The sequence below is a fragment of the Variovorax sp. GW822-FHT04E09 genome (assembly GCF_058800845.1).
Window position 1 is genome coordinate 706,558 of the sequence record NZ_JBXAMR010000003.1, and the last position, 23,256, is coordinate 729,813.

Annotated in this window: 25 protein-coding genes and 1 pseudogene; 13 read left to right on the top strand and 13 right to left on the bottom strand. The window is 69.4% G+C overall.

Annotated elements, in window-relative coordinates; all coding sequences use genetic code 11:
• The first annotated feature begins 19 nt into the window (after positions 1-19).
• The 4 genes from preA to AC1RL8_RS15560 all read left to right on the top strand — a co-directional run bounded on the left by preA (position 20) and on the right by AC1RL8_RS15560 (position 5,709).
• Positions 20-1,330 (top strand): NAD-dependent dihydropyrimidine dehydrogenase subunit PreA, encoded by a 1,311-nt coding sequence (gene preA, locus AC1RL8_RS15545; RefSeq protein WP_159275517.1) that lies wholly within the window; start codon positions 20-22, stop codon positions 1,328-1,330.
• 132 nt (positions 1,331-1,462) lie between these two features.
• Positions 1,463-2,968, top strand: a complete 1,506-nt coding sequence (locus tag AC1RL8_RS15550; protein ID WP_492684727.1) for an NCS1 family nucleobase:cation symporter-1 — start codon at positions 1,463-1,465, stop codon at positions 2,966-2,968.
• A 26-nt stretch (positions 2,969-2,994) separates the two neighbouring features.
• A complete protein-coding gene (hydA, locus tag AC1RL8_RS15555) occupies positions 2,995-4,434 on the top strand; it encodes a dihydropyrimidinase (protein WP_492684728.1) in 1,440 nt (479 codons plus the stop codon).
• An 18-nt stretch (positions 4,435-4,452) separates the two neighbouring features.
• Positions 4,453-5,709 (top strand): Zn-dependent hydrolase, encoded by a 1,257-nt coding sequence (locus tag AC1RL8_RS15560; RefSeq protein WP_492684729.1) that lies wholly within the window; start codon positions 4,453-4,455, stop codon positions 5,707-5,709.
• A gap of 34 nt (positions 5,710-5,743) precedes the next feature.
• Here AC1RL8_RS15560 and AC1RL8_RS15565 read toward each other — a convergent pair whose 3' ends face one another.
• From AC1RL8_RS15565 to ycaC, 4 genes are all read right to left on the bottom strand, one after another.
• Positions 5,744-6,961 (bottom strand): acyl-CoA dehydrogenase family protein, encoded by a 1,218-nt coding sequence (locus AC1RL8_RS15565; protein WP_070062107.1) that lies wholly within the window; start codon positions 6,959-6,961, stop codon positions 5,744-5,746.
• Positions 6,962-7,058: 97 nt separating this feature from the next.
• A complete protein-coding gene (locus tag AC1RL8_RS15570) occupies positions 7,059-7,655 on the bottom strand; it encodes an NADPH-dependent FMN reductase (RefSeq protein ID WP_492684730.1) in 597 nt (198 codons plus the stop codon).
• Between the two features lie 93 nt (positions 7,656-7,748).
• Positions 7,749-8,438 (bottom strand): isochorismatase family protein, encoded by a 690-nt coding sequence (locus AC1RL8_RS15575; protein ID WP_062479955.1) that lies wholly within the window; start codon positions 8,436-8,438, stop codon positions 7,749-7,751.
• Positions 8,439-8,445: 7 nt separating this feature from the next.
• Entirely contained in the window at positions 8,446-9,072 is a 627-nt protein-coding gene (ycaC, locus tag AC1RL8_RS15580; RefSeq protein ID WP_062479957.1) for an isochorismate family cysteine hydrolase YcaC, read from the bottom strand.
• 244 nt (positions 9,073-9,316) lie between these two features.
• Here ycaC and AC1RL8_RS15585 point away from each other — a divergent pair, with 244 nt between their 5' ends.
• The 4 genes from AC1RL8_RS15585 to AC1RL8_RS15600 all read left to right on the top strand — a co-directional run bounded on the left by AC1RL8_RS15585 (position 9,317) and on the right by AC1RL8_RS15600 (position 11,663).
• The gene (locus AC1RL8_RS15585) at positions 9,317-9,652 is read left to right on the top strand and encodes a hypothetical protein (protein WP_062479977.1); all 336 of its coding nucleotides are present in this window, start codon (positions 9,317-9,319) and stop codon (positions 9,650-9,652) included.
• 181 nt (positions 9,653-9,833) lie between these two features.
• Positions 9,834-10,532, top strand: coding sequence for a Bax inhibitor-1/YccA family protein (locus AC1RL8_RS15590; protein WP_062479959.1), 699 nt, complete (start codon positions 9,834-9,836; stop codon positions 10,530-10,532).
• 35 nt (positions 10,533-10,567) lie between these two features.
• Positions 10,568-11,113 carry an Rrf2 family transcriptional regulator gene (locus tag AC1RL8_RS15595; protein ID WP_062479961.1) on the top strand — a complete coding sequence of 182 codons (546 nt, stop codon included), beginning with the start codon at positions 10,568-10,570 and terminating at the stop codon, positions 11,111-11,113.
• A 103-nt stretch (positions 11,114-11,216) separates the two neighbouring features.
• Complete coding sequence (locus AC1RL8_RS15600; RefSeq protein ID WP_062479963.1) at positions 11,217-11,663, top strand: universal stress protein; 447 nt, start codon at positions 11,217-11,219, stop codon at positions 11,661-11,663.
• Positions 11,664-11,701: 38 nt separating this feature from the next.
• Here the strand turns inward: AC1RL8_RS15600 and AC1RL8_RS15605 are convergent, their stop codons facing one another.
• The 4 genes and pseudogenes from AC1RL8_RS15605 to AC1RL8_RS15620 all read right to left on the bottom strand — a co-directional run bounded on the left by AC1RL8_RS15605 (position 11,702) and on the right by AC1RL8_RS15620 (position 13,911).
• A complete protein-coding gene (locus AC1RL8_RS15605) occupies positions 11,702-12,130 on the bottom strand; it encodes a hypothetical protein (RefSeq protein ID WP_062479965.1) in 429 nt (142 codons plus the stop codon).
• A gap of 42 nt (positions 12,131-12,172) precedes the next feature.
• Entirely contained in the window at positions 12,173-12,673 is a 501-nt protein-coding gene (locus AC1RL8_RS15610; RefSeq protein WP_492684878.1) for a GNAT family N-acetyltransferase, read from the bottom strand.
• Between the two features lie 21 nt (positions 12,674-12,694).
• Positions 12,695-13,258, bottom strand: a pseudogene (locus AC1RL8_RS15615) (HD domain-containing protein); the annotation flags it as partial.
• A gap of 65 nt (positions 13,259-13,323) precedes the next feature.
• Positions 13,324-13,911, bottom strand: a complete 588-nt coding sequence (locus tag AC1RL8_RS15620; protein WP_492684731.1) for a hemerythrin domain-containing protein — start codon at positions 13,909-13,911, stop codon at positions 13,324-13,326.
• Positions 13,912-14,061: 150 nt separating this feature from the next.
• Between AC1RL8_RS15620 and AC1RL8_RS15625 the strand changes: the two genes are divergently transcribed.
• Together AC1RL8_RS15625 and AC1RL8_RS15630 are read left to right on the top strand one after the other, a co-directional pair.
• Positions 14,062-14,574, top strand: a complete 513-nt coding sequence (locus AC1RL8_RS15625) for a universal stress protein (RefSeq protein ID WP_492684732.1) — start codon at positions 14,062-14,064, stop codon at positions 14,572-14,574.
• A 119-nt stretch (positions 14,575-14,693) separates the two neighbouring features.
• Positions 14,694-15,218 (top strand): OsmC family protein, encoded by a 525-nt coding sequence (locus AC1RL8_RS15630; protein ID WP_492684733.1) that lies wholly within the window; start codon positions 14,694-14,696, stop codon positions 15,216-15,218.
• A 21-nt stretch (positions 15,219-15,239) separates the two neighbouring features.
• On the opposite strand, the gene AC1RL8_RS15635 is transcribed toward AC1RL8_RS15630, so the two are convergent.
• Complete coding sequence (locus tag AC1RL8_RS15635; RefSeq protein WP_492684734.1) at positions 15,240-16,424, bottom strand: DesA family fatty acid desaturase; 1,185 nt, start codon at positions 16,422-16,424, stop codon at positions 15,240-15,242.
• Positions 16,425-16,605: 181 nt separating this feature from the next.
• Here AC1RL8_RS15635 and AC1RL8_RS15640 point away from each other — a divergent pair, with 181 nt between their 5' ends.
• Both AC1RL8_RS15640 and AC1RL8_RS15645 read left to right on the top strand, forming a co-directional pair.
• The gene (locus tag AC1RL8_RS15640; protein ID WP_070062099.1) at positions 16,606-17,331 is read left to right on the top strand and encodes a winged helix-turn-helix domain-containing protein; all 726 of its coding nucleotides are present in this window, start codon (positions 16,606-16,608) and stop codon (positions 17,329-17,331) included.
• Entirely contained in the window at positions 17,324-19,438 is a 2,115-nt protein-coding gene (locus AC1RL8_RS15645; protein ID WP_492684735.1) for a PAS domain S-box protein, read from the top strand. Before AC1RL8_RS15640 ends, AC1RL8_RS15645 begins: the two co-directional genes overlap by 8 nt.
• On the opposite strand, the gene AC1RL8_RS15650 is transcribed toward AC1RL8_RS15645, so the two are convergent.
• On the bottom strand, positions 19,432-20,190 hold the full coding sequence (locus tag AC1RL8_RS15650; protein WP_235926378.1) for a Crp/Fnr family transcriptional regulator: 759 nt from the start codon (positions 20,188-20,190) through the stop codon (positions 19,432-19,434). The genes AC1RL8_RS15645 and AC1RL8_RS15650 overlap by 7 nt on opposite strands.
• Positions 20,191-20,412: 222 nt before the next feature.
• On the opposite strand from AC1RL8_RS15650, the gene AC1RL8_RS15655 reads away from it, so the two are divergent.
• The gene (locus AC1RL8_RS15655) at positions 20,413-20,895 is read left to right on the top strand and encodes a Rossmann-fold NAD(P)-binding domain-containing protein (protein ID WP_369629917.1); all 483 of its coding nucleotides are present in this window, start codon (positions 20,413-20,415) and stop codon (positions 20,893-20,895) included.
• A 12-nt stretch (positions 20,896-20,907) separates the two neighbouring features.
• Here the strand turns inward: AC1RL8_RS15655 and AC1RL8_RS15660 are convergent, their stop codons facing one another.
• The 3 genes from AC1RL8_RS15660 to AC1RL8_RS15670 are packed head-to-tail and all read right to left on the bottom strand — an operon-like array spanning position 20,908 to position 23,252.
• Complete coding sequence (locus tag AC1RL8_RS15660; RefSeq protein WP_492684736.1) at positions 20,908-21,609, bottom strand: sulfite exporter TauE/SafE family protein; 702 nt, start codon at positions 21,607-21,609, stop codon at positions 20,908-20,910.
• Positions 21,610-21,615: 6 nt separating this feature from the next.
• Entirely contained in the window at positions 21,616-23,022 is a 1,407-nt protein-coding gene (gene hemN, locus AC1RL8_RS15665; RefSeq protein WP_492684737.1) for an oxygen-independent coproporphyrinogen III oxidase, read from the bottom strand.
• Positions 23,019-23,252: a hypothetical protein gene (locus AC1RL8_RS15670; protein WP_223301390.1), complete on the bottom strand. Its 234-nt coding sequence runs from the start codon at positions 23,250-23,252 to the stop codon at positions 23,019-23,021. The genes hemN and AC1RL8_RS15670 overlap by 4 nt, the downstream gene beginning before the upstream one ends.
• Positions 23,253-23,256: the final 4 nt, after the last annotated feature.

Here is a 23,256-nt window from a genome sequence, read left to right on the forward strand (position 1 = left end):
CGCGACAGGAGCAATTCACATGGCAGACCTGAGCATCGACTTCGTGGGCATCCGCAGCCCCAACCCTTTCTGGCTGGCTTCGGCGCCGCCGACCGACAAGGAGATCAACGTGGTCCGCGCCTTCGAGGCCGGCTGGGGCGGCGTGGTGTGGAAGACCGTGGGCGAAGACCCGAACGTGGTCAACGTGCACGGCCCGCGCTATGCCGTGTCGTATGCGGCCGACCGCCGCGTGACGGGCTTCAACAACATCGAGCTGATCTCCGACCGCCCGCTGCGCACCAACCTCGAAGAGATGACGCGTGTCAAGCGCAACTGGCCCGACCGCGCGCTGGTGGCGTCGATCATGGTGCCGTGCACCGAAGAGGCGTGGAAGAACATCCTGCCGAGGGTCGAAGACACCGGCTGCGACGGCATCGAGCTGAACTTCGGCTGCCCGCACGGCATGAGCGAGCGCGGCATGGGCGCGGCCGTGGGCCAGGTGCCCGAGTACATCCAGATGGTGGCCGAGTGGTGCAAGCACTACTCCAAGCTGCCGGTGATCGTGAAGCTCACGCCCAACGTGGCCGACATCCGGCCCGCCGCGCGCGCCGCGAAGAAGGGCGGCGCCGACGCGGTGAGCCTCATCAACACCATCAACTCGATCATGGGCGTCGACCTGGACGCGATGGCGATGTTTCCGCACACCGACGGCAAGGGCTCGCACGGCGGCTACTGCGGCCCCGGCGCCAAGCCCATCGCGCTGCACATGGTGGCCGAGATCGCGCGCGACCCGCAGACCGCCGGCCTGCCGATCTCGGGCATCGGCGGCGTCTCGACCTGGCGCGATGCGGCCGAGTTCATCGCGCTGGGCAGCGGCTCGGTGCAGGTGTGCACCGCCGCCATGGTCTATGGCTTCAAGATCGTGCAGGACCTGTGCGACGGCCTCTCCAACTTCATGGACCAGAAGGGCTACGCCAACCTCGAGCAGATGCGCGGCCGTGCGGTCGGCAGCATCACCGACTGGCAGCAGCTCAACCTGAACCACGTCGACAAGGCGGTGATTCACCAGGACCTGTGCATCCAGTGCGGCCGTTGCCATGTGGTGTGCGAAGACACCTCGCACCAGGCCATCAGCGCCACGAAAGACGGCATGCGCTTCTTCGAGGTGAAGGAAGAAGAGTGCGTCGGCTGCAACCTGTGCGTGTCGATCTGCCCGGTGCCCGGCGCGCTGTCGATGCGCACGCTGAAGGCCGGCGAGACGGACGCGCGCACCGGCCACCCGGTGGTCGGCCACTACGCCAACTGGACCACGCACCCCAACAACCCGATGCGCACCGGCAGCCCCGCCTGAACGGGATATCGAACAAGCGAGTGAGTGAGTGAGTGAGCAAGTGAATGACCAAGCCCGGCGCAGACCGGGCGGCGGCGGGAGGGGAACGACCACACGGCCAGAAGCACGACACACGTGCAGGAGAAAACCCACATGACGACCCCACAGCACGACGGCGCACCCGCCGCAAACCTCTGGAACGAGGACCTGGCGCCCACCACGCTGGCGCAGCGAACGTGGCGCTGGTACCACTTCGCCGCGCTCTGGGTGGGCATGGTGATGTGCATCCCCGCCTACATGCTGGCGGCCAGCCTGATCGAAGGCGGCATGTCCTGGGGGCAGGCGGTGCTGACCGTGTTCCTCGGCAACGCCATCGTGCTGGTGCCGATGCTGCTCATCGGCCACGCGGGCGCGAAGTACGGCATTCCGTATGCGGTGATGGCGCGCGCCTCGTTCGGCACGCGCGGGGCGCGGCTGCCTGCGCTGCTGCGCGCCATCGTGGCCTGCGGCTGGTACGGCATCCAGACCTGGTTCGGCGGCCAGATGATCTACACGCTGGTCGGCGTGCTCATGGGCCAGCCGCTGGGCGGCGACAAGCTGCCGATGCTCGGCATCAACGGCGCGCAGCTCGTGTGCTTCCTGATCTTCTGGGCCATTCAGCTTTACTTCGTGGTGCACGGCATCGAGTCGATCCGACGGCTCGAAACGTACACCGCGCCGCTGAAGATCATCGTGTGCATCGCCCTGCTCTACTGGGCCGTGCAGCGCGCGGGCGGCCTGGGCCCGATCTTCGACCAGCCTTCGCAGTTCGAGGCCGGCGGCAAGAAGGCCGGCATGTTCTGGGCTGTGTTCTGGCCGTCGCTGACGGCCATGGTCGGCTTCTGGGCCACGCTGGCGCTGAACATCCCCGACTTCACGCGCTTCTCGCGCTCGCAGCGCGACCAGGTGGTGGGCCAGGTGATCGGCCTGCCCGCACCCATGGGCCTGCTCGCGATGATGGCCGTGATGGTCACCTCGGCCACCGTGGTCATCTACGGCAAAGCGCTGTGGGACCCGGTGGACCTGGCCAGCCGCATGACCGGCGCCGCGGTGCTGCTCGCGCTCATCATCCTGCTGATCGACACCGTGAGCGTGAACCTGGCGGCCAACCTAGTGGGCCCGGCCTACGACTTCTCTGCCCTCAACCCGAAGAAGATCTCGTACCGCACGGGCGGCTACATCACCGCCGGCATCGCCATCGTGATGATGCCGTGGAAGGTGTTGGAGACCACGCAGGGCTACATCTTCACCTGGCTCATCGGCTACTCGGCGCTGCTGGGGCCGGTGGCCGGCATCCTGATTGCCGACTACTACCTCATCCGCCGCAAGGAGCTGGACGTCGAGGCGCTCTACCGCGAGAACGGCGCCTACAGCTACGGCAACGGCTGGAACATGGCGGCCATCGTCGCTTTCATCGTCGGCGTGCTGCCGAACATCCCCGGCTTCCTCAACGCCGCCTTTCCGTCGGCCGTGCCGTCGATGCCCGAGTTCTTCAAGACGATCTACACCTACGCCTGGTTCGTCGGCGTGGTGCTGTCGGCCGTGGTCTACATGGGGCTGATGAAGGCGCGTGCGCCGCAGCTTCAGGGCCTGGCCCCACCCCTCAAGAACCCCAGCTGAAGCAAGAAAGAAAAGGAACCCACGCCATGACCGTTCTCATTCGCGGTGGCACGGTGGTCAACGCCGATGCCGAGCACCGTGCCGACGTGCTCTGCCAGGGGGACAAGATCCTCCAGGTCGGCACCGACCTGCAGATGCCGGCGGGCGCCGAAGTCGTCGACGCCGGCGGCGCCTATGTCATGCCCGGCGGCATCGACCCGCACACCCACATGCAGCTGCCCTTCATGGGCACCGTGGCGGCCGACGACTTCTTCAGCGGCACGGCGGCCGGCCTGGCCGGCGGCACCACCAGCATCATCGACTTCGTGATTCCCGACCCGCAGCAGTCGCTGATGGACGCCTTCCGCATGTGGCGGGGCTGGGCCGAGAAATCGGCCGGCGACTACAGCTTTCACGTGGCCGTGACCTGGTGGAACGACAGCGTGCACAAGGACATGGGCACGCTGGTGCACGAGCACGGCGTGAACAGCTTCAAGCACTTCATGGCCTACAAGAACGCGATCATGGCCGACGACGAGATCCTGGTGAAGAGCTTCCAGCGTTCGCTGGAGCTCGGCGCCATGCCGACGGTGCACGCGGAGAACGGCGAGCTGGTCGCGATGCTTCAACAGCAGTTGCTGGCGCAGGGCATTCGCGGGCCTGAAGGCCATCCGCTGTCGCGCCCGCCGATGGTCGAGGCCGAGGCCGCCAACCGCGCCATTGCCATCGCCGACGTGCTGGGCGTGCCGATCTACGTGGTGCACGTGTCGTGCGGCGAAGCACTCGACGCCATCGCCCGCGCCCGCGCGCGCGGCCAGCGCGTGTACGGCGAGGTGCTGGCCGGTCACCTCGTGGTCGACGAGAGCGCCTACCGCGACCCCGACTTCGCGCGCGCCGCCGCCCACGTGATGAGTCCGCCCTTCCGCTCGCGCGAGAACCAGGCCATGCTGTGGCGCGGCCTGCAGGGCGGCAACCTGCACACCACGGCCACCGACCACTGCACCTTCTGCGCCGAGCAGAAGGCGGCCGGCCGCGACGACTTCACGAAGATTCCCAACGGCTGCGGCGGCGTCGAAGAGCGCATGGCCGTGCTGTGGGACGCGGGCGTCAACGCCGGCCGGCTCACGCCGTCGGAGTTCGTGCGCGTCACCTCCACCAACGCGGCGCAGCTGTTCAACCTGTACCCGCGCAAGGGCGTGATCCAGCCCGGTGCCGACGCCGACATCGTGGTCTGGGACCCGAAGGCCACCAAGACGCTGTCGGTGAAGACGCAGCACTCGAAGAGCGACTTCAACATCTTCGAAGGCCGCCAAGTGACGGGCGTGCCGCGCCACACCGTGGCCGCCGGCCGCTGGGTCTACCGCAACGGCGACCTGCGCGCCGAGCCGGGCACCGGCCGCTACCTCAAGCGCCCGCCCTTCGCGCCGATGTTCACCGCGCTCGAACGCTTCAAGCAGCAGCACGCGCCCACGGCCGTGGCGCGCTGAACCCCCAAGGAGTCATACATGAATGCAGCAGTGGACACGCAGGTGCTGACGATCAACGGCGAGCGCCTGTGGAACTCGCTGATGGAATTGGCACGCATCGGCGCCACCCCCAAGGGCGGCGTCAAGCGGCTGGCGCTGACCGACCTCGACAAGCAGGGCCGCGACCTCGTGGTGTCGTGGGGCAAGGAAGCGGGGCTGAGCATCACCGTCGACAAGATCGGCAACGTCTTCATGCGCCGCGAAGGCACCAACCCCGCGCTGCCGCCCGTCGTGTCGGGCAGCCACATCGACACGCAGCCCACCGGCGGCAAGTTCGACGGCAACTACGGCGTGCTGTCGGCGCTGGAGGTGGTGCGAACGCTGAACGACCAGGGCATTCGCACCGAGGCGCCCATCGAAGTCGCGTTCTGGACGAATGAGGAAGGCTCGCGCTTCGTGCCGGTGATGATGGGCTCGGGCGTGTTCTGCGGCGCCTTCAGCCTGGAGCACGCCTACGCCGCGAAAGACACCGAGGGCAAGACGGTGCGCGACGAGCTGGCGCGCATCGGCTACATCGGCGACCAGACGCCGGGCGACCACCCCATCGGCGCCTACTTCGAGGCGCACATCGAGCAGGGGCCGGTGCTGGAAGATGCGGACAAGGTCATCGGCGTGGTGCCGGCGGTGCTCGGCCTCTCGTGGTACGACTGCGTGGTGACGGGCATGGAGGCGCATGCGGGCCCCACGCCGATGCACCTGCGTCGCGACGCGCTGCAGGTGGCGACGCGGATCATGCAGGAGGTGGTGGCCATCGGGCTGCGCTACCCGCCCTACGGGCGCGGCACGGTCGGCATGGTGCAGGTGCACCCGAACAGTCGCAACGTGATTCCGGGCGAGGTGAAGTTCTCGGTCGACCTGCGCAACGTGAGCGGCGAATTGCTCGACCGCATGCACGGCGAGATCCTCGCCTTCGTCGAACGCACGGGACGCGAGACCGGGTTGGACGTGACGATCGAGCGCGTGTCGTACTTTCCGCCCTGCCCGTTTCACCCCGATTGCGTGGATGCGGTGCGCCGCGCGACCGAACGGCTCGGCTATTCGACCATGGACGTGGTCTCGGGCGCGGGCCACGACGCGATCTATGCCGCGCGGCTCGCACCGGCCGGCATGATCTTCGTGCCCTGCAAGGACGGCATCAGCCACAACGAGATCGAGGACGCGCAGCCCGACCACCTGACGGCCGGCTGCAACGTCTTGCTGCACGCGATGCTGGAGCGCGCGAAGCGCGTGGACTGACGCCCATACGCTCACGGTGGCGGCGGCACTGCCGTTACTGGTACGCCGCCAGCTCCTGCTTCGCGATCGCGTTGCGATGCACCTCGTCGGGGCCATCGGCCACGCGCAGGTGGCGCTCGTAGGCGTAGAAGTGCGTGAGCAGCGTGTCCTGGCTCAGGCCCATCGCGCCGAAGGCCTGCATGGCCCAGTCGATCACCTTCACGCAGTTGTTCGGCGTGAGCACCTTGATCATGGCGATCTCCTTGGCCGCCACCTTGTTGCCGACGGTGTCCATGCGGTAGGCCGCATTCAGCACCATCCAGCGCGACTGCTCGATGAGCATGCGCGACTCGGCAATGCGCTCGCGCCACACGCCCTGCTCCGACAGTGGCTTGTGGAAGGCCACGCGCGACACCAGGCGCTGGCACATCATCTCCAGCGCGGCCTCGGCCATGCCGATGGCGCGCATGCAGTGGTGGATGCGTCCGGGGCCGAGGCGGCCCTGCGCGATCTCGAAGCCGCGGCCCTCGCCCAGCAGGATGTTCTCGACCGGCACGCGCACGTTGTCGAACACGATCTCGGGGTGGCCGAAGGGCGGGTCGTACATGCCCAGCAGCTGCATGTCGCGCACGATGGTGATGCCGGGCGTGTTCTTGGGCACGAGCACCATCGACTGCTGCTTGTGGCGGTCGGCGTTGTCGGGGTCAGTCTTGCCCATCAGCACGAAGATCTCGCAGCGCTCGTTCATGGCGCCGGTGATGTACCACTTGCGCCCGTTGATGACGTACTCGTCACCCTCGCGGCGGATGCTGCAGCGGATGTTGGTGGCGTCGCTGGAGGCCACCTCGGGCTCGGTCATGGCGAACGACGAGCGGATCTCGCCGGCCAGCAGCGGCGTGAGCCAGCGTTCCTGCTGCGCCTTCGTGCCGTAGCGCGCCAGCACTTCCATGTTGCCGGTGTCGGGCGCGGAGCAGTTGAAGATTTCCGCGCACCAGTAGCGCCGGCCCATGATCTCGCACAGCGGCGCGTACTCGACATTGCTCAGGCCCGGCCCGTGTTCCGACTCGGGCAGGAACAGGTTCCACAGGCCGCGCTCGCGCGCCTTGGCCTTGAGGCCCGCCATCATCGGCAGTTCGGCGTAGGGCCGGCCGGCGCGGGCGTTGGCGGCCAGCTCTTCCTCGCGGCGCTTCTCGTTCGGGTAGACGTGCTCGTCCATGAACTTGAGCAGCTCGGCGCGCAGCGCGAGCACCCGGGGCGTGAATTCGAATTGCATGTCGTCTCGTCCTTCTTCCAATGTGCGGTCGAAGATACGTCGCGATGCGGATCGGGACGGTCGTTCGCGCGACAGCACGAACGCCGCCCTGTGCGGGTCAGCGTGGCGTGGGCAGCGCCGTCGCGAGCGCGGCCAGCGCCGCCACCACCTTCTGCACCGACTGCGCGGCGCGCGCGTCCTTCAGCGCACCGTCGGCATCGAAGGCCTCGTTCGCGCGCCCGAGCGCGAACTGCTGCGGCGCCACCAGCATGGCGAAGGCCATCTGCAGGTACTGGCGCAGGAAGTTCATCGAGCGCAGCGCGCCCAGCGGCCCGGGCGAGGCCGACAGCAGCGCGGCCGGCTTGTTGGCCGTGGCGGCCAGCCCGCCCGCGTGGCCCTCGCCCGGCGGAATGCGCGAGAGCCAGCTGAAGGCGTTGATGACCAGCGGCGTGGGAAAGCCGTTGTACTCGGGCGTGACGATCAGCACGCCGTCGCTCGCCGCGATGGCGCTGCGCAGTTCGTGCGCGCCGGCCGGCACGCCCGAGGCGGCCTCGAGGTCGCCGTCGTACACGGGCAGCGCCAGCGCGCGCAGGTCCATCTCCGTCACCTGCAGGCCCGCCGCGCGCGCGGTGGCCGCGGCCACGGCCGCCAGCCGGCGGTTGAGCGAACCGTCGCGGGCGCTGCCGGGAATGATCAGGATGCGGGGACTGTCCATGCGGGGCTCCTTGCCGTGCGTTGAAAGAAGAAGGAACGCCGCGCCGCACGTTTCGCGTGCGGCGCGGCGTTCGTCAGTGTCGCACCCGGAAGATCAGGCGCGCTGCGAATCCAGCTGCTCGCTGTTCGTCACGACCTCCTGCGCCTTCATGTAGCTCTCGATCAGCAGCTGGTAGGGCGGGAACACGGCGCTGTAGGCCTCGGCCCATTGCGCGGCATCGTCGCGGTGCCAGGTCTTCTGCACTTCGGAGCACACGCCCGCGGTGTCGATCGGCACCACGCCGGCCTGCACCACGCGCGCCAGCGTGATCTCCTGCGCCATCTTCGAGTAGGTGCCCGAGGCGTCGATCACCGCGAACACGCGGTAGCCCTCGTGCACCGCCGCGATGCTCGGGAAGGCCATGCACACGCTGGTGATCGTGCCGGCAATGATCAGCGTGCCGCGCCCGGTGGCCTTCACGGCGGCCACGAACTCGGGGTTGTCCCAGGCGTTGATCTCGCCCTTGCGCGCCACGTACTGCGCATGCGGCGCGTACTTGTGCACTTCGGGAATCAGCGGGCCGTTCGGCCCCTGCGGCACCGAGGCGGTGGTGATGACCGGGATCTTCGCCAGCGTCGCGACCTTGGCCAGCGTGGTGACGTTGGAGCGCAGCTCGGTCATCGGCATGTCCTTCACGGTCTGGAACAGCCCGCTCTGGTGGTCGATGAGCAGCATCACGGCGTCGTCGGGATCGATGACGGGCTTGGCGCCGTTGAAGTTGGCGACGGTGTTCGGTGTGGTCATGGGGTGCTCACTTTCCCTGGGTCAGCTGCGTGTAGCTGGTGATGAGGTTGCGGTAGTCGGGGATGTGGTTGGAGAACAGCGTCCCCAGGCCCTCGATGTCGTTGCGCCAGTCGCGGTGCAGCTCGCAGGCCACGCCGAACCACGACATCAGCTGCGCGCCGGCGGCCGACATGCGGTCCCACGCGGCCTGGCGCGTCACGTCGTTGAAGGTGCCCGACGCGTCGGTGACGACGAACACGTCGAAGCCCTCGGCCAGCGCCGACAGCGCCGGGAAAGCCACGCAGACCTCGGTGACCACGCCGGCGATCAGCAGCTGCTTCTTGCCCGTGGCCTTCACGGCCTTGACGAAGTCCTCGTTGTCCCAGGCGTTGATCTGGCCGGGGCGGGGAATGTAGGGCGCGTCGGGAAACTGGGCCTTCAGCTCGGGCACCAGCGGGCCGTTGGGGCCGTTCTCGAAACTGGTGGTCAGCACCGTGGGCAGCTTGAAGTAGCTGGCGATGTCGGCCAGGGCCAGCACGTTGTTCTTGAACTTGTCGGGGTCGATGTCGCGCACCAGCGAGAGCAGGCCGGTCTGGTGGTCGACCAGCAGCACGGCGACATCGTTCTTGTCGAGACGGGTGTAAGGCTTGGACATGAGAGGCTTCCTTTGCGAGGTTGAATGCCGGGGAAAAATGGCCCCCGATGCATGTCCGTCAGCGTAAAAGCGCGCCCGAAAGTCCGGTAGTCGGCGAAATTTGCCTGCAGCGTTCCACCCGATGGACGATGGCAACACCCGTGCGCCGTGGTCGGATGAATTCGCGCTCGCCGGAGCCGATCCGTGGCGGCGGGTAAAATACCCCTACATGTCCCGCTGGTTTGCCGCTACCGTCCTCGCTTTCATGCTGTCCTGCTACGGCTTCGCCGTGCTCGCGCACGGGCTGGTCGGCGGCCACCATGTGACGTCGTCGTCCGGCGAACGCCAGACCGTCGCGACGCTCGCCGCCTCGCTGGCCGATGGCGGCGACAAGGACATCGGCAAGACCTCGTCCGAAGACCCGTCCGCCATGGACGAAGCGGGCTCCGAGCACGCCGAACTGGTCGACGCCCGTCCCCACGCGCGCAACCTGCTGGTGCTGTCCGCGCAACCGCCGCGGCTGGGCTCCACCTCGGTGCTCTCGCCGCTGCTCGACCGGCCCAAGCGGCCACCCCGGCCCCACGCCCTCCTCGCCGCCTGAGGCCGCGCGGCGGCGAGCGAGCGCCTGAGGACTGTTGCAGTCCGGGCGTTTGCGCTCATCCGATCCGGCCCGTCGCCCTTTTCGCGCGACGCCCCTGCCCCTTCTTTTTCAGCCGTCTGACGGCCCCGCCGCACGTGTCATGCGACCCGTCCGGCCCTCTCTCTTTTTTCAGGATTTTTCGATGAACTCCAGCCAATCGGCCTACCCCTCCAGCTTCGGCGCACCGTTGGCCTCGGTCCAGGAACGCAACCGCGTTCTGCGCAACACCTACTGGCTGCTCGCGCTGTCGATGGTGCCCACCGTGCTGGGCGCCTGGCTCGGCGTGGCCACCGGCCTCACGCGCGCCATGTCGCCGGGCATCGGCATCATGGTGTTCCTCGGCGGCGCCTTCGGCTTCATGTACGCCATCGAGAAGACCAAGAACTCCGCCGCCGGCGTGCCCGTGCTGCTGGCCTTCACCTTCTTCATGGGCCTGATGCTGTCGCGCCTGGTCGGCAGCGTGCTCGGCCTGTCCAACGGCGCCAGCCTGGTCATGACCGCCTTCGCCGGCACCGGCGGCATCTTCCTGGGCATGGCCATGCTCTCGACGGTCATCAAGCGCGACATCTCGGCCATGGGCAAGTGGCTCTTCGTGGGCGCCATCGGCCTGTTGGTGGTGGGCATCGCCAACGTCTTCATCCAGTCGAGCGCGCTGATGATGACGCTGTCGGTCGCTGCCATCGGCATCTTCTCGGCCTTCATCCTGCATGACCTGAAGCGCGTGAAGGACGGCCTCGAGACCAACTACATCTCGGCCACGCTGGGCGTGTACCTGAGCCTCTACAACGTGTTCCAGTCGCTGCTGGCCCTGCTGGGCATCGCCGGCGGCCGCGACGAGTAAGCGCACACAGAACGACAAGCAAGGAAGGAAACACCATGCGCCTCACCACCAAGGGCCGCTTCGCGGTCACCGCGATGATCGACATCGCCCTGCACGGCCGCTCGGGCCCCGTCACGCTGGCCTCGATCAGCCTGCGCCAGCAGGTCTCGCTCTCGTACCTGGAACTGCTGTTCGCCAAGCTGCGCCGCAACGGGCTGGTCGAATCCACCCGCGGCCCCGGCGGCGGCTACTCGCTCAGCCGCAAGGCCGCGGAGATCACGGTGGCCGACATCGTGCTCACCATCGAAGACCTGGGCGCCAGCAAGATCCGCCCGCGCGCCGCCGGCTCGGCCGACGAACCCGGCCGCTGCGAGATCGACGACCTGTGGGCCTCCGTGAACCTGCGCGCCGTCGAGTTCCTGCGCTCGATCTCGCTGCAGAGCCTGGTCGACGAACAGAAGGCCAAGGGCGTGCAGCCCGCCACCAGCGCGGCCGCCCGCCGCACCACGGCCGTCGTCGGCTCGCCGGTGCGCAAGCCCTTCGTGGTCGACGCGCCGAACTCGGTGTTCGCACTGGGACGGCGCCACAGCACGAGCAGCTGACGGCCAGCGGCGCGGCCGCTGCGCCGCGCCTTGAAAGACCGGCTCGCGCGACCTAGACTGGGCAGTGAGGGCACCCGCGGTGCCGGGGGCCAAGGAGCCTGCCATGTACAAGCGTGTTCTCGTCGCAACCGACGGCTCTTCGCTGTCGGACAAGGCGGTGGCCGCGGCCATCGACCTCGCGTTGCTGACCGGCGCCGAGCTGGTGAGCGTCAACGTCGCGCACATCCAGCCCTATGGCTACTTCGAAGGCTCGATGCTGCTGAACCAGACGGATTTCGAGGCCAACCAGAAACACGTCGAGCAGGCGGCCCAGCGCGTGGCCGATGCGGTGCGCGACACCGCCCTGGCCAAGGGCGTGCGCCGCGCCGACGCGGTGGTCATGAAGTCGAACCAGGTGGCCGAGGCCATCATCCACGCCGCCAAGAACCAGGACTGCGACCTGATCGTGATGGCCTCGCACGGGCGCCGCAGCCTCGCACGGCTGCTGCTGGGCAGCGAGACGCTGCACGTGCTGACGCACTCGCACATTCCGGTGCTGGTGCTGCGCTGAACTGAACGAATGAGGCACCGCGCACGCGGTGCGCGGGGTTATCTCGTCGCTGCGGACTCGACGGTCTCGACGACCGTGCGGCCGGCCGGCGGGCACGACGGCCCGGCATCGCGGCCGAAGCAGCGCGCGGCCTGCGTGCGCGCCTGGGCTTCCTGCGCGTGGCGCGCCTGCGCGGCATCGACCTGGTAGTCGAGCAGCCACTTCATGAGCAACAGCATCGCGATCACCAGCCCGAGCGCCACACCCAGCAGGGTCGTGCGCCAGTTGCGCGGTCGCGCCGCAGACGGCGCGCGGGCCGGTGCGCTGCTCTCCATCGCGGTGAAGCCCGCAAGGCTGCGGGACGCACCACCGTCATGGATGCGGCGGCGGGGGGGTTCGGGGGTCGCGGAACGCGCGGACACCGAGGTCTGCGCGCGCTTCACGCGCGGCGCATGGGCAGTGTCCGAAGGCAGGTGGCGGGCAGGCATGACGGGGGCGATTATGAACGCCTTGCGCCCCCGGTCCGTGCGTCAGGCACCGACGCCGAACGCTGCGTGGTACCGCACGTCGCCGACCGGCCACGCGCCGTGGAACAACACGGCCTGAAAGTATTCCGGCGGCACGCCCGGCAGCACCAGCCCGGGCCGCACGACGAAGCCGAAGCGGCCATAGAAGGCCGGGTCGCCCAGCAGCACGCAGCCTTGCGCGCCAGCGTCGCGCAGTCCCGCCAGCGCCGCGTCCATCAGCCGCCGGCCGATGCCCTGCCCCTGGCGCGCGGGCGCCACCGAGATCGGGCCCAGGCCATGCCAGCCGGTCGTGCCGTCGGAAATTGCCACGGGCGACAGCGCCACATGACCGACGATCTCGCCACCGTCTTCGACCACGAGCGACAGCGTGAGCTGCCCGGCCGCGCGCAAGGCGTCGACGATGAGGTGTTCGGTGCCGTCGGCATGCGGTGCCTCGGCAAACGCCGCCACCGTCAATTGCCGGATGGCGGCCTCGTCGCCCGGTTGCTCGGGGCGAACCACCAGCCCCGACTCCGCCCGTCGCGCAGCCTCCACCTTCTTCTGCGTGTCGGCATCCACCAGCGCCCGCATGGCACGGAACAGCGGCCGGCTGCCGGTGTGCTTCTGGCCGTAGCCGAGGTTGAATTCGTAGTCGAAGTCCGGCGGGTTTGCGCCCTGGTTGTGCTGCAGCAGGGTCTCGAGCTTGTCGAGCGCCTTCACCGCCTGCGCTTCGGGCGTCTCGGCCTTTTCGTACTCGTCCCACAGCGCCAGGATGCCCGCGCGCAGCGGCGCGTCGAGCGTGCGCGTGAGCACCTGCAGGTCTTCGCGCTCCTGCGCGCTCTTGTCGGGATGCGCGCCTTGCACGATGGCAGGAATGTCGCCATGGATCGCCTCGCCCAGGTCGTGCACCACGCACATCTTCAGCACCTTGAGCAGGTCGAGGTCGGCCAGCTCGTCCTCGAAGGCCATGGCCATCAGGCACAGGCGCCAGCTGTGCTCGGCCGTGCTCTCGGTGCGGCCCGAGGCGGTGTGCGCGCTGCGCAGCACGCTCTTGAGGCGCTCGGCCTCGCGAAGGAAGTCCAGCCTTCCCCTGATCTGATCGATGTCCATCTCGCCGTCTCGTTGGTCCTGAATGAGTTCAGGCCGAGCCTACGCGATCCGGACGTGAACCGTCGTTACAGCGCCGGCCCCAGCCCGATCGGCGCGGGCACCGCGTTGACGATGCGCGTGAAGAGCGACGCATACACCTCGTCGGGCGCGGGGTGGTTGGAGAACAGGTCGCGGTTCTCGCCGAAGGCCGCATCGAGTTCGCGCCAGTCGTCGGCACTGAGCACGCGCTCGGCCAGCGGCAGGATCTCGCGTTCCTCGTGCGCCATGTGCTCCAGGTAGAAGCCCACGTACTCGTTCATCGCCTGCTCGAAGGCCAGGCGGCGCGGCTCGCCGAGCATCTCGAAGGCGAGCAGCGCGTGCTCGACGTGGCGGATCTTGCGCTCGCCCCAGGCATGGTCGTTGTCCAGCTTGTCCATCAGGTCGCGCGAGATCGGCGTGCACGCGCGCAGCCGGGGAAAGAGCAGCTCGGTCTCCTTCGGGTGGTGGCGCTTCTCGGGAAACTCGTCCACGTAGAACAGCATCGCGCGCAGCGTCGAGAAGTCGGGCATCGTGCCCTTACGGCGGTGTTGGTCGAGCAGCATCACGATGGAACGCAGCATGGCCGCCAGCGCGGCGTGCTCCTGGCGAATGATCCGGACGGCGGCATGGGTCATGGCGGGGTCTCCTTCTTTCGAAGGCCCCAAGGGTCGCAAGTCCGAGGCGGCCCAGGCTTGTTCCAGATCAAGGCCCGTGCACGCAGCCAGGCACAGACTGGCATGGCATCTCCTGTCTTTTTCTTCAACACACCCTGGAGGTTCCACACCATGTACCAACGCATCCTGGTTCCCGTCGACGGCAGTTCCACCTCCGCCGAAGGCCTGGCCGAAGCCATCCGCCTGGCAAAGCTCACCGGTGGCCGCCTGCGCATCGTCCACATCCTGGACGAGCTCTCGTTCGCGCTCGGCATGGACGTCTACGTCGGCCATTCGGGCGACTGGCTCGGGGCGCTGCGCGCCAACGCCGTGACGCTGCTCGAGAACGCCCACGCCCAGGCGCAGGAAGCGGGCGTCGAGGCCGAGGTCGTGCTGCGCGACGGCTTCAAGGCCGGCGCGGTCCACGACCAGGTGGTGACCGAGGCCGTCGATTCGAAGGCCGACCTGATCGTGCTCGGCACGCACGGCCGGCGCGGCCTGAGCCGCTGGGCCATGGGCAGCAGCGCGGAACACATCCTGCGGGTGGCGCCCGTGCCGGTGCTGCTGATCCGCGCGCCCGAAGCCGCGGCCAAGGTGGAGTCCGAGCGCTTCAGCCTGCCGGACGGGCAGGTCGCGAACCAGTAGGCCGGCCACCCGCCGCCGGTTTGACGGGGCCCGGCACCGCGCCCAGAATGGCCTGCTCCGCTCGCGGCTTCTTTCGCGCAAGAACCGCCCGCCCGTTCCCCGTTTCAAGGAGCAGCGCCATGAGCTCACCCCAGCACATCCGGCAGTCCATGGACACCCTCGCGAGCCACTTCGCGACGCATCCCCAGGACGCCCTGACCCAGGACAAGCCGGCCACGGCCACGCTGGTGTCGGGCCTGCACTTTCGCGTGACCGGGCCCACGGGGGAATCCATCGCGACCGACATGCCCAAGGCCATCGGAGGCAAGGCTGAAGCGCCATCCCCCGGCTGGTTCATGCGCGCCGCCCTGGCCAGTTGCGAAACGACGGTGATCGCCATGCGGGCCGCGCAACTCGGCATCGCGTTGACGACCCTCGAAGTGGTCGTCGGCAGCCAGTCGGACAGCCGCGGCCTGCTCGGCGAGCCGGCCTCCGTGCCCGCCGGCCCCAGCCGCATGCACGTCGCGGTGCGGATCGCCGCGGACGGCGTGCCGGAGCAGGACCTGCGCGACCTGGTGCACTGGGCTGAGGCCCACTCCCCGGTGGGCAGTGCGCTGCGCCGGGCCGTGCCGCTCGAGGTGGCGGTGCAGGTCGGGCCGGCCTGACGGCACCCGCGAAGGCCGTCCTCAGGCGTAGGAACGCAGCCGCACCGCAAAGGCCGCCAGCGGCGCGATGCCGCTGGCTTCGGCGCGCTCGCACCAGTCCTGCAGCCGCTTCACGAGCTGTTCGCCCGTGGCGCCTGAACGGCTCCACAGCGCGGTCAGCTCGCGCCGCATGGCGTACATCGTTTCCAACGCCTGCGAAGCCACCAGCGCTTGCGTGAGCTGCGCATGGCGCGTGGCGTCGAGCGCTTTTTCTTCCTTGCCAAGCCAGGGCCGCGCGGCGCGCAGCGCACGGGCCTTGTTCGGCGCGAGCGCATGCACGCGCGCCAGCTCGTCGGTGCAGGCCTGCTTCAGCGAGCGCGAGTAGTTCGACAGCACGTCGTAGTGGTGCCGGATCACCGCCTGCACCGTGAGCAGGTCGACGGTGGCGCGCGGCGTGGTGAGGCGCGGCTTCGGCGCCAGGTGCTTCACCTTCGCCAGCCCCAGCGCCTGCAGCGCGCGGATGTAGACCCAGCCGATGTCGAACTCGAACCACTTGTTCGACAGCTTGGCCGAGGTCGGGAACGCGTGGTGGTTGTTGTGCAGCTCCTCGCCGCCGATCAGCAGGCCGATGGGAAAGATGTTCGTGCTCGCGTCCGCCGCGGGCCAGTTGCGGTAACCCCAGAAGTGGCCGATGCCGTTGACCACACCGGCGGCCCAGAACGGAATCCAGGCGATCTGCACGAGCAGCACCAGCGCGCCCGGCAGCACGCCGAACAGCGCCATGTCGATCAGGCCCATGCAGGTGATGCCCAGCGTCTGGTAGCGCGTGTACAGCCGCCGCTCGAGCCAGTCGTCGGGCGTGCCGTGGCCGTAGCGGCTGAGCGTCTCGGGGTTGCGCGCCTCGGCCACATACAGCAGCACGCCGCCCCAGAGCACGCGCTTCAGGCCCACCACCTGCGGGCTGTGCGGGTCGTCGGGCGTGTCGCACTTGGCGTGGTGCTTGCGGTGCACCGCGGCCCATTGCTTGGTGACCATGCCCGTCGTCATCCAGAGCCAGAAGCGGAAGAAGTGGCTCGCAATGGGATGCAGGTCGAGCGCGCGGTGCGCCTGGTGGCGGTGCAGGAAGATGGTGACCGAGGCGATGGTGACGTGCGTCAGCGCCAGCGCGGCCAGCAGCACGCCCCACCACGGAAGATCGAGCGCGCCCGAGAAAAGAAAAGATGCCATTCGTTCGTACCTTCTGGACCCTGTGGACAACGGGCGCGATTCTCGGAAGCGCCCCGCCCGCATGCCTTGCGCCAGATCAACAGCGGCCGCTGCGGCTGCCACAGCCGCGCCTTGCGTGCTACGCTTCCCGGCTCCCTGCGCCCTTCCCCGTGGCGCCGGCGTTTTTTCTCCCAGCCCCCGCATGACTTCTGCCCCCCACATCGCGGTGCTCGACGACGAGGTCGACATCACGCTGCTGCTGGCCAACTACCTCCAGGGCCACGGCTATCGCGTCACCCAGATCCACGACGGCGCGGCGCTGCGCTCGCTCATGGCCGCCGACCCGGCCGACCTCGTGCTGCTGGACCTGGGCCTGCCCGGTGAAGACGGTTTTTCCATCGCCCGCCACATGCGCGAGAACTGGCGCTGCGGCCTCGTGATCGTCACCGGCCGCGGCGACCCGGTGGACAAGGTGGTGGGCCTCGAAGTGGGCGCCGACGACTACGTGACCAAGCCCTTCGACCTGCGCGAGCTGGCGGCGCGCGTCAAGGCCGTGCTGCGGCGCCTGACGCCCGACGCGTCGGCAGCGGCCGCCGCGCCCACGCCGCCCGAGCGCCTGCGCTTCGCCGGCTGGCGCCTGGACACCGCCGCGCGCAGCCTCAGCAACGCGCAGGGCGAAGCCGTGGCGCTGACCACGGGCGAGTTCGACCTGCTGTGCGCCTTCGCGCGGCACCCGGGCCGCGTGCTCTCGCGCGACTTCCTGCTCGAGCAGACGCGCGGTCGCGAAGCCGCGCCCTTCGACCGCACGATCGACGTGCAGGTCGGCCGGCTGCGCAAGAAGATCGAGGCCAACGCCGACGATCCGCAGCTCATCAAGTCGGTGCGCGGCGCAGGCTACATCCTGGTGCCGCCGGTCACCCATGGCTGACGGCAACGCCCCCTCGATTCCCGGCCTGCCCTCGGGCGTCGAGGAAGGCAGCGTGTTCCGCTCGCTGTTCGCCGCGTATCCCGATTCGCTGCTGGTGGTGGACCAGTCGGGCCGCATCGTGCTGGCCAACCCCTCGGCCGCCGCCATGCTCGGCTACGCGGCCGACGAGCTCGTGGGCCTGAGCGTGGAAGCGCTGGTGCCCGACAGCATCCGCCCGCGCCACGCGGCGTTTCGCGAAGCCTACGGCCGCGCACCGCGCCCGCGCCCGATGGGCACCGACATGGAACTCGTCGCCAAGCGCAAGGACGGCAGCGAGGTGATGGTCGAGATCGCGCTGAGCCCGCTGCAGAACCAGGGCCTGCCCTTCGTGGTGGCCGCGATCCGCGACATCGGCGCCTACCCGCGCGTGAAGCAGGCGCTGCAGCGCGCGCGCTACAGCGAACACCTGGCGCAGCTGGGCCGCCTGGCGGTCGACACGCGCGACCTGCAGGTGGTGCTGGCGCAGGTGCCCGACATCGTCGCGACCGCATTGCAGGTCGAGGTGGCGATGGTGTGGCTGCTCGACGGCAGCCAGCGCGAGTTCCGCCTGGCCAGCGGCGTGGGCCTGGTCGCCGACGAGAGCGTGGGCCTGCGCATCGCCAACCGGCCCGACACCCAACCCGGCTACGTGCTCTCGCAAGGCTGCCCCGTCGTCGTGCCCGACTACCGCGAAGAGCGCCGCTTCACCGTGCCGCCCGCCTACCTCGAGGCCGGGCTGGTCAGCGCGCTGGCCGTGCCGCTGTCCGACCGGGGCCGCGTGACCGGCATGCTGTCGGTGCGCGCCACGGCCGCGCGGCGCTTCGGCGACGAGGAAATCCGCTTTCTCGAATCGGTGGCCAGCCTGCTGGCCACCAGCCTGCAGCGCGTGCAGACCGAAGAGGCGCTGAACCACGCGCAGCGCCTGGAGAGCGTGGGCCAGCTCACCGGCGGCATCGCGCACGACTTCAACAACCTGCTCACCATCATCCAGGGCAACCTGCAGGTGCTCGAAGAGCTGCCGCAGCTCGCGGCCGACGGCTACGCGCAGCAGCTCGTGGCCGCCGCCGCGCGCGCCAGCCGGCGCGGCGCCGAGCTCACGGGCAAGCTGCTGGCCTTCTCGCGGCGCCAGATGCTGCAGCCCGACGCGGTCGACGTGCGGCAGATGCTGCACTCGCTCACCGACATGCTGCGCCGCACGCTCGACCAGCGCATCCAGATCGAGATCGACGCCGACGATCCCTGCCCCGCCGTGCGCGCCGACCCGGGCCAGCTCGAATCGGCGCTGCTGAACATCGCCATCAACGCGCGCGACGCCATGCCCGAGGGCGGCCGTCTGCACTTTCGCGCCGAGGCCTGCGACGCCCTGCCCGCGACCGTGCGCCAGGAACTGAGCGATGCCGACGCCGGCCGCCGTTTTGTCGCGCTCTCCATCGCCGACAGCGGCACCGGCATGACCGACGCGGTCATGGAGCACCTCTTCGAGCCCTTCTTCACCACCAAGGAAGCCGGGCGCGGCACCGGCCTGGGCCTGAGCACGGTGTACGGTTTCGTGAAGCAGTCGCGCGGCGCCATCGCCATCGACAGCAAGCTCAACGCCGGCACCACCGTGACGCTCTACCTGCCGCAGGTCGAGGCCGAGGCGGCGAGCGCTGCGGTGCCTGTCGACGAAGACCCCATGGAGATCGAAGCCGAAGCCACGCTGGCACCCGGCCTGCGCGTGATGCTGGTCGAAGACGACGCCGAGGTGCGCCAGGTGGTCCACACCTTCCTGACCACGCTGGGCTGCGAGGTCGCGACCGCCGCCAATGCCGAACAGGCGTTGCCCGCGATGGCCGCCGAGGCCACGCCCTTCGACCTGCTGCTGAGCGACATCGCGCTCGGCCCCGGCATGCGCGGCACGCGGCTGGCCGCCGAGGCGGTGCAACGCCAGCCACGCCTCGCGGTGCTGCTGATGTCGGGCTTCTCGGCCGAGCTGCTCGACGCCGACCGCGAAGCGCCCCCGGGCTGGGAGCTGCTGCGCAAGCCCTACTCGCGCAGCGAACTCGCGCGGGCGATGGCGCGGGCGCTGCTCAACGTCGCTTCTTACTGAAGCATCGCGGGCGCCGGCGCCAGGCAGCGCTGCACGAAGGCCGAGAGCGCGCCCACGTCGGGAATCTGCACCTCGCGCCGGCCCTTGGTGGCAAAGCCGATGACCTTGTCGCGCGCCAGCCGCGAGAGTGCGCGGCTCACGCTTTCGAGCGTCATGCCCAGGTAGTTGCCGATCTCGGCGCGCGTCATGCGCAGCGTGATCTCGTCGGTGCGCATGCCGCGGTCGGCCAGCGACTCGGCCCAGTAGCGCAGGAAGTCGGCCACGCGCGCATCGGCCGGCAAGGTGCACACCGACATCAGCGAGTCGCGGTCGTGCGCGATCTCGCGGCTCATCGCGGCGTGCAGCATCTGCAGCAGCGCGGGGTGCGTGGTGCAGGCGGCCAGCAGCGATTCGTAGGGCACGACCCAGACCTCGCCCGTGTCCATGGCCACCGCGTCGCACACGTAGCGCTGGCCCGCGATGCCGTCGAAGCCCAGCCAGTCGCCGCGAAACTTCAGGCCCACCACCTGCTCGCGCCCGTCGGCCGAGAGATTCACGATCTTGAAGAAGCCCGAGTTCAGGATGTAGAGGTTGCCGAAGCGTTCGCCAGCCTGGTAGATCACGTCGCCCGTGTGCACCATGCGGCGCTGCGGCTGCAGCTGCTCGGCCAGCAGGCGCAGGCGCTCGGCCGTGCGGCGGCCCGCGTCTTCCTTCTGTACCGTCGGAAGGGGCCGAAGCGGCAGGATGGGGTTGGGGCGGGCACTCGTGAGCATGGGGATTCCTAGGCGTTCTGTCTTGTGTAGCGTTGCCTGCGATCAGGCGATGTCTCGATGCTAGGAAGCGCGAGGCCCCGCAGTGACAACGGCCCGCATCGGTGCGTAACGTCGGGTGAACGCTCTGTGTCCGGCGTGTAACAGCGGCGCGCTCCTTGATGTGCGTCAAGGCCGGCGCGGCGTGGGTGGCTAGCCTCCGCGAGACACATGTCGAACCTTGCCATGCACCCTTCCACCGCTGCGCTGTCGCCCCAGAGAGAGGCCAGCCTGCTGGGCCGCGCCCGGCTGCTCCAGCGCGCCGCGCTCGACGGCACCGCGCCGCCGCGGCTGCTGCGCGGCAAGAACCTCGGCCTGCTCAGCGAGACCAGCGACAGCGCCGCGCTCGCCCTGTTGCGCCAGGCCGCCGAGGAACTGGGCGCGCAGGTCGCGACCATGCGCTCCAGCCTGTCGACCGACACGCCGGTGCAGGAGCTGCAGCACACGGCGCGCATGCTCGGGCGGCTCTACGACGCCGTCGCCTGCGAGGGCATCGATGCCGCGCTGGTGCGCCAGATCGGCCAGCACGCGGGCATTCCGGTGCACGACGGTGCCGCAGCCGACAGCCACCCCACGGCTGCGCTCGCGGGCCTGCTCGGCGAGCGCACGGCGGCGGCGGACAACCGGAGGTTCGTGCTGCAGGCGTTGCTGATCGAGAGCATCGCCTGAGGAATTAGCGCCTCAGCCGCACCAGTCGGCGATGCGGTGGCTCAGGTCCATCCACAGCGCCTGCAGCGCCACCGCCGCCAGCAACACCCCTGCCAGCCGCGCGCCCCAGGCCTGGCGCGTGCCGCTGTCGCCCCATCCGCGCAGGCGCTGCCACAGCCACGGCGCCGCGAGCAGCGACACGCTGCTGCCCAGAGCGAACAGCGCCATCGTCGAGGCACCTTGCAACGGCCCGTTGCCCAACGCGGCGAGCATGAGCGCCGAATACAGCAGGCCGCAGGGCATCGCGACCCACAGCGTGCCCGTGGCCAGCACGCCCAGCAGCGAGCCGCCGGCCATGGGCCGCAGACGCGCTTCGAGGGCGCGCCCGGCGCGCTGCGCCCACAACGGCTGGCGGCCCGCGACGGCGAGCACCACGCCCCAGGCGAGCACGAACACATGCAGCATGACCCACAGCGGGCGCCAGGCCGCGACCTGCGCGCTGGCCGCGCCCAGGCCGTGCAGGCTCGCGGCGGCGATGGCGCCGGCGGCTGCGTAGCTCGCCATGCGGCCGAGGTGGAAGGCGACCGGCGCGATGGGATGCACGGCCTGCGAGGGCCTGCCCACCGGCACGATGCGGATCACCGCGGCCGACACCGCGCCGCACATCGCCACGCAATGCGGCCCGCCGGCGAGCCCCATCAGCAATGCGGCGCCGGCGAGTGCGGGTGAGTCCATACCGTCCTAAACCACGCGCGAAAAGCGCGTGCGCGTCGCTGCGCAATAACGGTCGAACACCATCGCCACCGCGCGCACAAGGAACCAGCCGGCCTCGGTGACCTCGATGGCGCGTGGCGACAGGCGCACCAGCCCCTGCTCGGCCATCGGCACCAGCGCGGCACGCTCAGGGGCGAAGTAATCCGCGAAGGCGATGCCGTGCGCGGCCTCGACGGCGTCGAAGCCCACGCGGCCCCGGCACATCAGCGCCATGATGACCTCGCGGCGCAGCACATCGTCGTCCGACAGCGCGAGCCCCTTGACCACGGGCAGGCGCCCCTGGTCGAGCAGCGCGTAATAGTCTTCCAGCGTCTTCGCGTTCTGGCTGTAGGTCGCACCGACGCGGCCGATGGCCGACACGCCGAGCGCGACGAGGTCGCCGTCGGGCTGCGTGCTGTAGCCCTGGAAATCGCGGTGCAGCCGCCCCTCCCGCTTGGCCACGGCCAGCGGGTCGTCGGGCAGCGCGAAGTGGTCCATGCCGATGTAGACGTAGCCGGCCTCGGTGAGCGCCGCAATCGCGCGCCCGAGCATGCGCACGCGCGTGGGCGCGTCGGGCAGCTCGTCGGCCGCGATGCGCCGCTGCGGCTTGAAGCGCTCCGGCAGGTGGGCGTAGGCATACAGCGCGATGCGGTCGGGCCGCAGTTCGCGGATCTGTGCGAGCGTGCGCTCGAACGAAGCGTCGTTCTGGCGCGGCAGGCCGTAGATCAGATCGACGTTGATCGATTTGAAACCCAGTGCGCGCGCCGCGTCCATCAGCGCGAAGACCTGCGCCGCCGGCTGGATGCGGTGCACGGCCTGCTGCACGGCGGGGTCGAAGTCCTGCACGCCGAAGCTCAGGCGGTTGAAACCGAGTGCGGCCAGCGCCGCGAGGCGCTTGGCATCGACGGTGCGCGGATCGATCTCGATCGACTGTTCGCCGCCCGGCACGAAGGCGAACGCGCGGCGCAGCAGGGTCACCAGTTCGCCCAGTTCTTCGTCGTCCAGGAAGGTCGGCGTGCCGCCGCCCAGGTGCAGCTGGCCGACGGGCGCGCCGGGGCCAAGCTGCGCGACCTGCAACCCCACTTCGCGCGCGAGGTAGTCGAGGTACTGCCGCCCGCGCTCGCGGTGCTTCGTCACGACCTTGTTGCAGGCGCAGTAGTAGCACAGCGATTCGCAGAACGGGATGTGCACGTACAGCGACAACGGCTCGCCGGCCGTGTCCGCGTCGCGCCGCAGGTGCAGCGCCTGCGCGTAGTCGCCGGCGCCGAAGGTCTCGACGAAGCGGTCGGCCGTGGGGTACGAGGTGTAGCGCGGGCCGGGCACGTCGAAGCGACGCAGCAGCTCGACGGGCAACACGGACGGGGTGTCGGCAACGCAGGCCAGGGGCAGGCTCATGACGCAGTCTCTTTCTCGGACGGCAGCGCCAGCAGCGTGGTGCACGCGCTCGAGGCCGCCGCCATCAGCCAGAACACGAAGAAGGACACGGTGTAGATGCCCTGGCGCGACATGCGCAGCGCATCGGCGCCGCAGTACGAGTGGATCGGATCGATCATCGCGAACACCAGCACCTCCATGCCGCAGGCCACGAGGAACGACGGCCACAGGATGCCGGCGATGCGGCGCATGGCA

Bases quoted from the DNA above. Each gene is read 5' to 3' on its own strand.
- AC1RL8_RS15550 (WP_492684727.1), top strand. From the start codon at position 1,463: ATGACGACCCCACAGCACGACGGCGCACCCGCCGCAAACCTCTGGAAC.
- AC1RL8_RS15565 (WP_070062107.1), bottom strand. From the start codon at position 6,961: ATGCAATTCGAATTCACGCCCCGGGTGCTCGCGCTGCGCGCCGAGCTG.
- AC1RL8_RS15585 (WP_062479977.1), top strand. From the start codon at position 9,317: ATGCTGTCCTGCTACGGCTTCGCCGTGCTCGCGCACGGGCTGGTCGGC.
- hydA (WP_492684728.1), top strand. From the start codon at position 2,995: ATGACCGTTCTCATTCGCGGTGGCACGGTGGTCAACGCCGATGCCGAG.
- AC1RL8_RS15570 (WP_492684730.1), bottom strand. From the start codon at position 7,655: ATGGACAGTCCCCGCATCCTGATCATTCCCGGCAGCGCCCGCGACGGT.
- AC1RL8_RS15620 (WP_492684731.1), bottom strand. From the start codon at position 13,911: ATGACCCATGCCGCCGTCCGGATCATTCGCCAGGAGCACGCCGCGCTG.
- AC1RL8_RS15670 (WP_223301390.1), bottom strand. From the start codon at position 23,252: ATGCGCCGCATCGCCGGCATCCTGTGGCCGTCGTTCCTCGTGGCCTGC.
- AC1RL8_RS15595 (WP_062479961.1), top strand. From the start codon at position 10,568: ATGCGCCTCACCACCAAGGGCCGCTTCGCGGTCACCGCGATGATCGAC.
- ycaC (WP_062479957.1), bottom strand. From the start codon at position 9,072: ATGTCCAAGCCTTACACCCGTCTCGACAAGAACGATGTCGCCGTGCTG.
- preA (WP_159275517.1), top strand. From the start codon at position 20: ATGGCAGACCTGAGCATCGACTTCGTGGGCATCCGCAGCCCCAACCCT.
- AC1RL8_RS15655 (WP_369629917.1), top strand. From the start codon at position 20,413: ATGCACCCTTCCACCGCTGCGCTGTCGCCCCAGAGAGAGGCCAGCCTG.
- AC1RL8_RS15640 (WP_070062099.1), top strand. From the start codon at position 16,606: ATGACTTCTGCCCCCCACATCGCGGTGCTCGACGACGAGGTCGACATC.
- AC1RL8_RS15635 (WP_492684734.1), bottom strand. From the start codon at position 16,424: ATGGCATCTTTTCTTTTCTCGGGCGCGCTCGATCTTCCGTGGTGGGGC.
- AC1RL8_RS15630 (WP_492684733.1), top strand. From the start codon at position 14,694: ATGAGCTCACCCCAGCACATCCGGCAGTCCATGGACACCCTCGCGAGC.
- AC1RL8_RS15625 (WP_492684732.1), top strand. From the start codon at position 14,062: ATGTACCAACGCATCCTGGTTCCCGTCGACGGCAGTTCCACCTCCGCC.
- AC1RL8_RS15600 (WP_062479963.1), top strand. From the start codon at position 11,217: ATGTACAAGCGTGTTCTCGTCGCAACCGACGGCTCTTCGCTGTCGGAC.
- AC1RL8_RS15590 (WP_062479959.1), top strand. From the start codon at position 9,834: ATGAACTCCAGCCAATCGGCCTACCCCTCCAGCTTCGGCGCACCGTTG.
- AC1RL8_RS15650 (WP_235926378.1), bottom strand. From the start codon at position 20,190: ATGCTCACGAGTGCCCGCCCCAACCCCATCCTGCCGCTTCGGCCCCTT.
- AC1RL8_RS15660 (WP_492684736.1), bottom strand. From the start codon at position 21,609: ATGGACTCACCCGCACTCGCCGGCGCCGCATTGCTGATGGGGCTCGCC.
- AC1RL8_RS15560 (WP_492684729.1), top strand. From the start codon at position 4,453: ATGAATGCAGCAGTGGACACGCAGGTGCTGACGATCAACGGCGAGCGC.
- AC1RL8_RS15605 (WP_062479965.1), bottom strand. From the start codon at position 12,130: ATGCCTGCCCGCCACCTGCCTTCGGACACTGCCCATGCGCCGCGCGTG.
- hemN (WP_492684737.1), bottom strand. From the start codon at position 23,022: ATGAGCCTGCCCCTGGCCTGCGTTGCCGACACCCCGTCCGTGTTGCCC.
- AC1RL8_RS15575 (WP_062479955.1), bottom strand. From the start codon at position 8,438: ATGACCACACCGAACACCGTCGCCAACTTCAACGGCGCCAAGCCCGTC.
- AC1RL8_RS15645 (WP_492684735.1), top strand. From the start codon at position 17,324: ATGGCTGACGGCAACGCCCCCTCGATTCCCGGCCTGCCCTCGGGCGTC.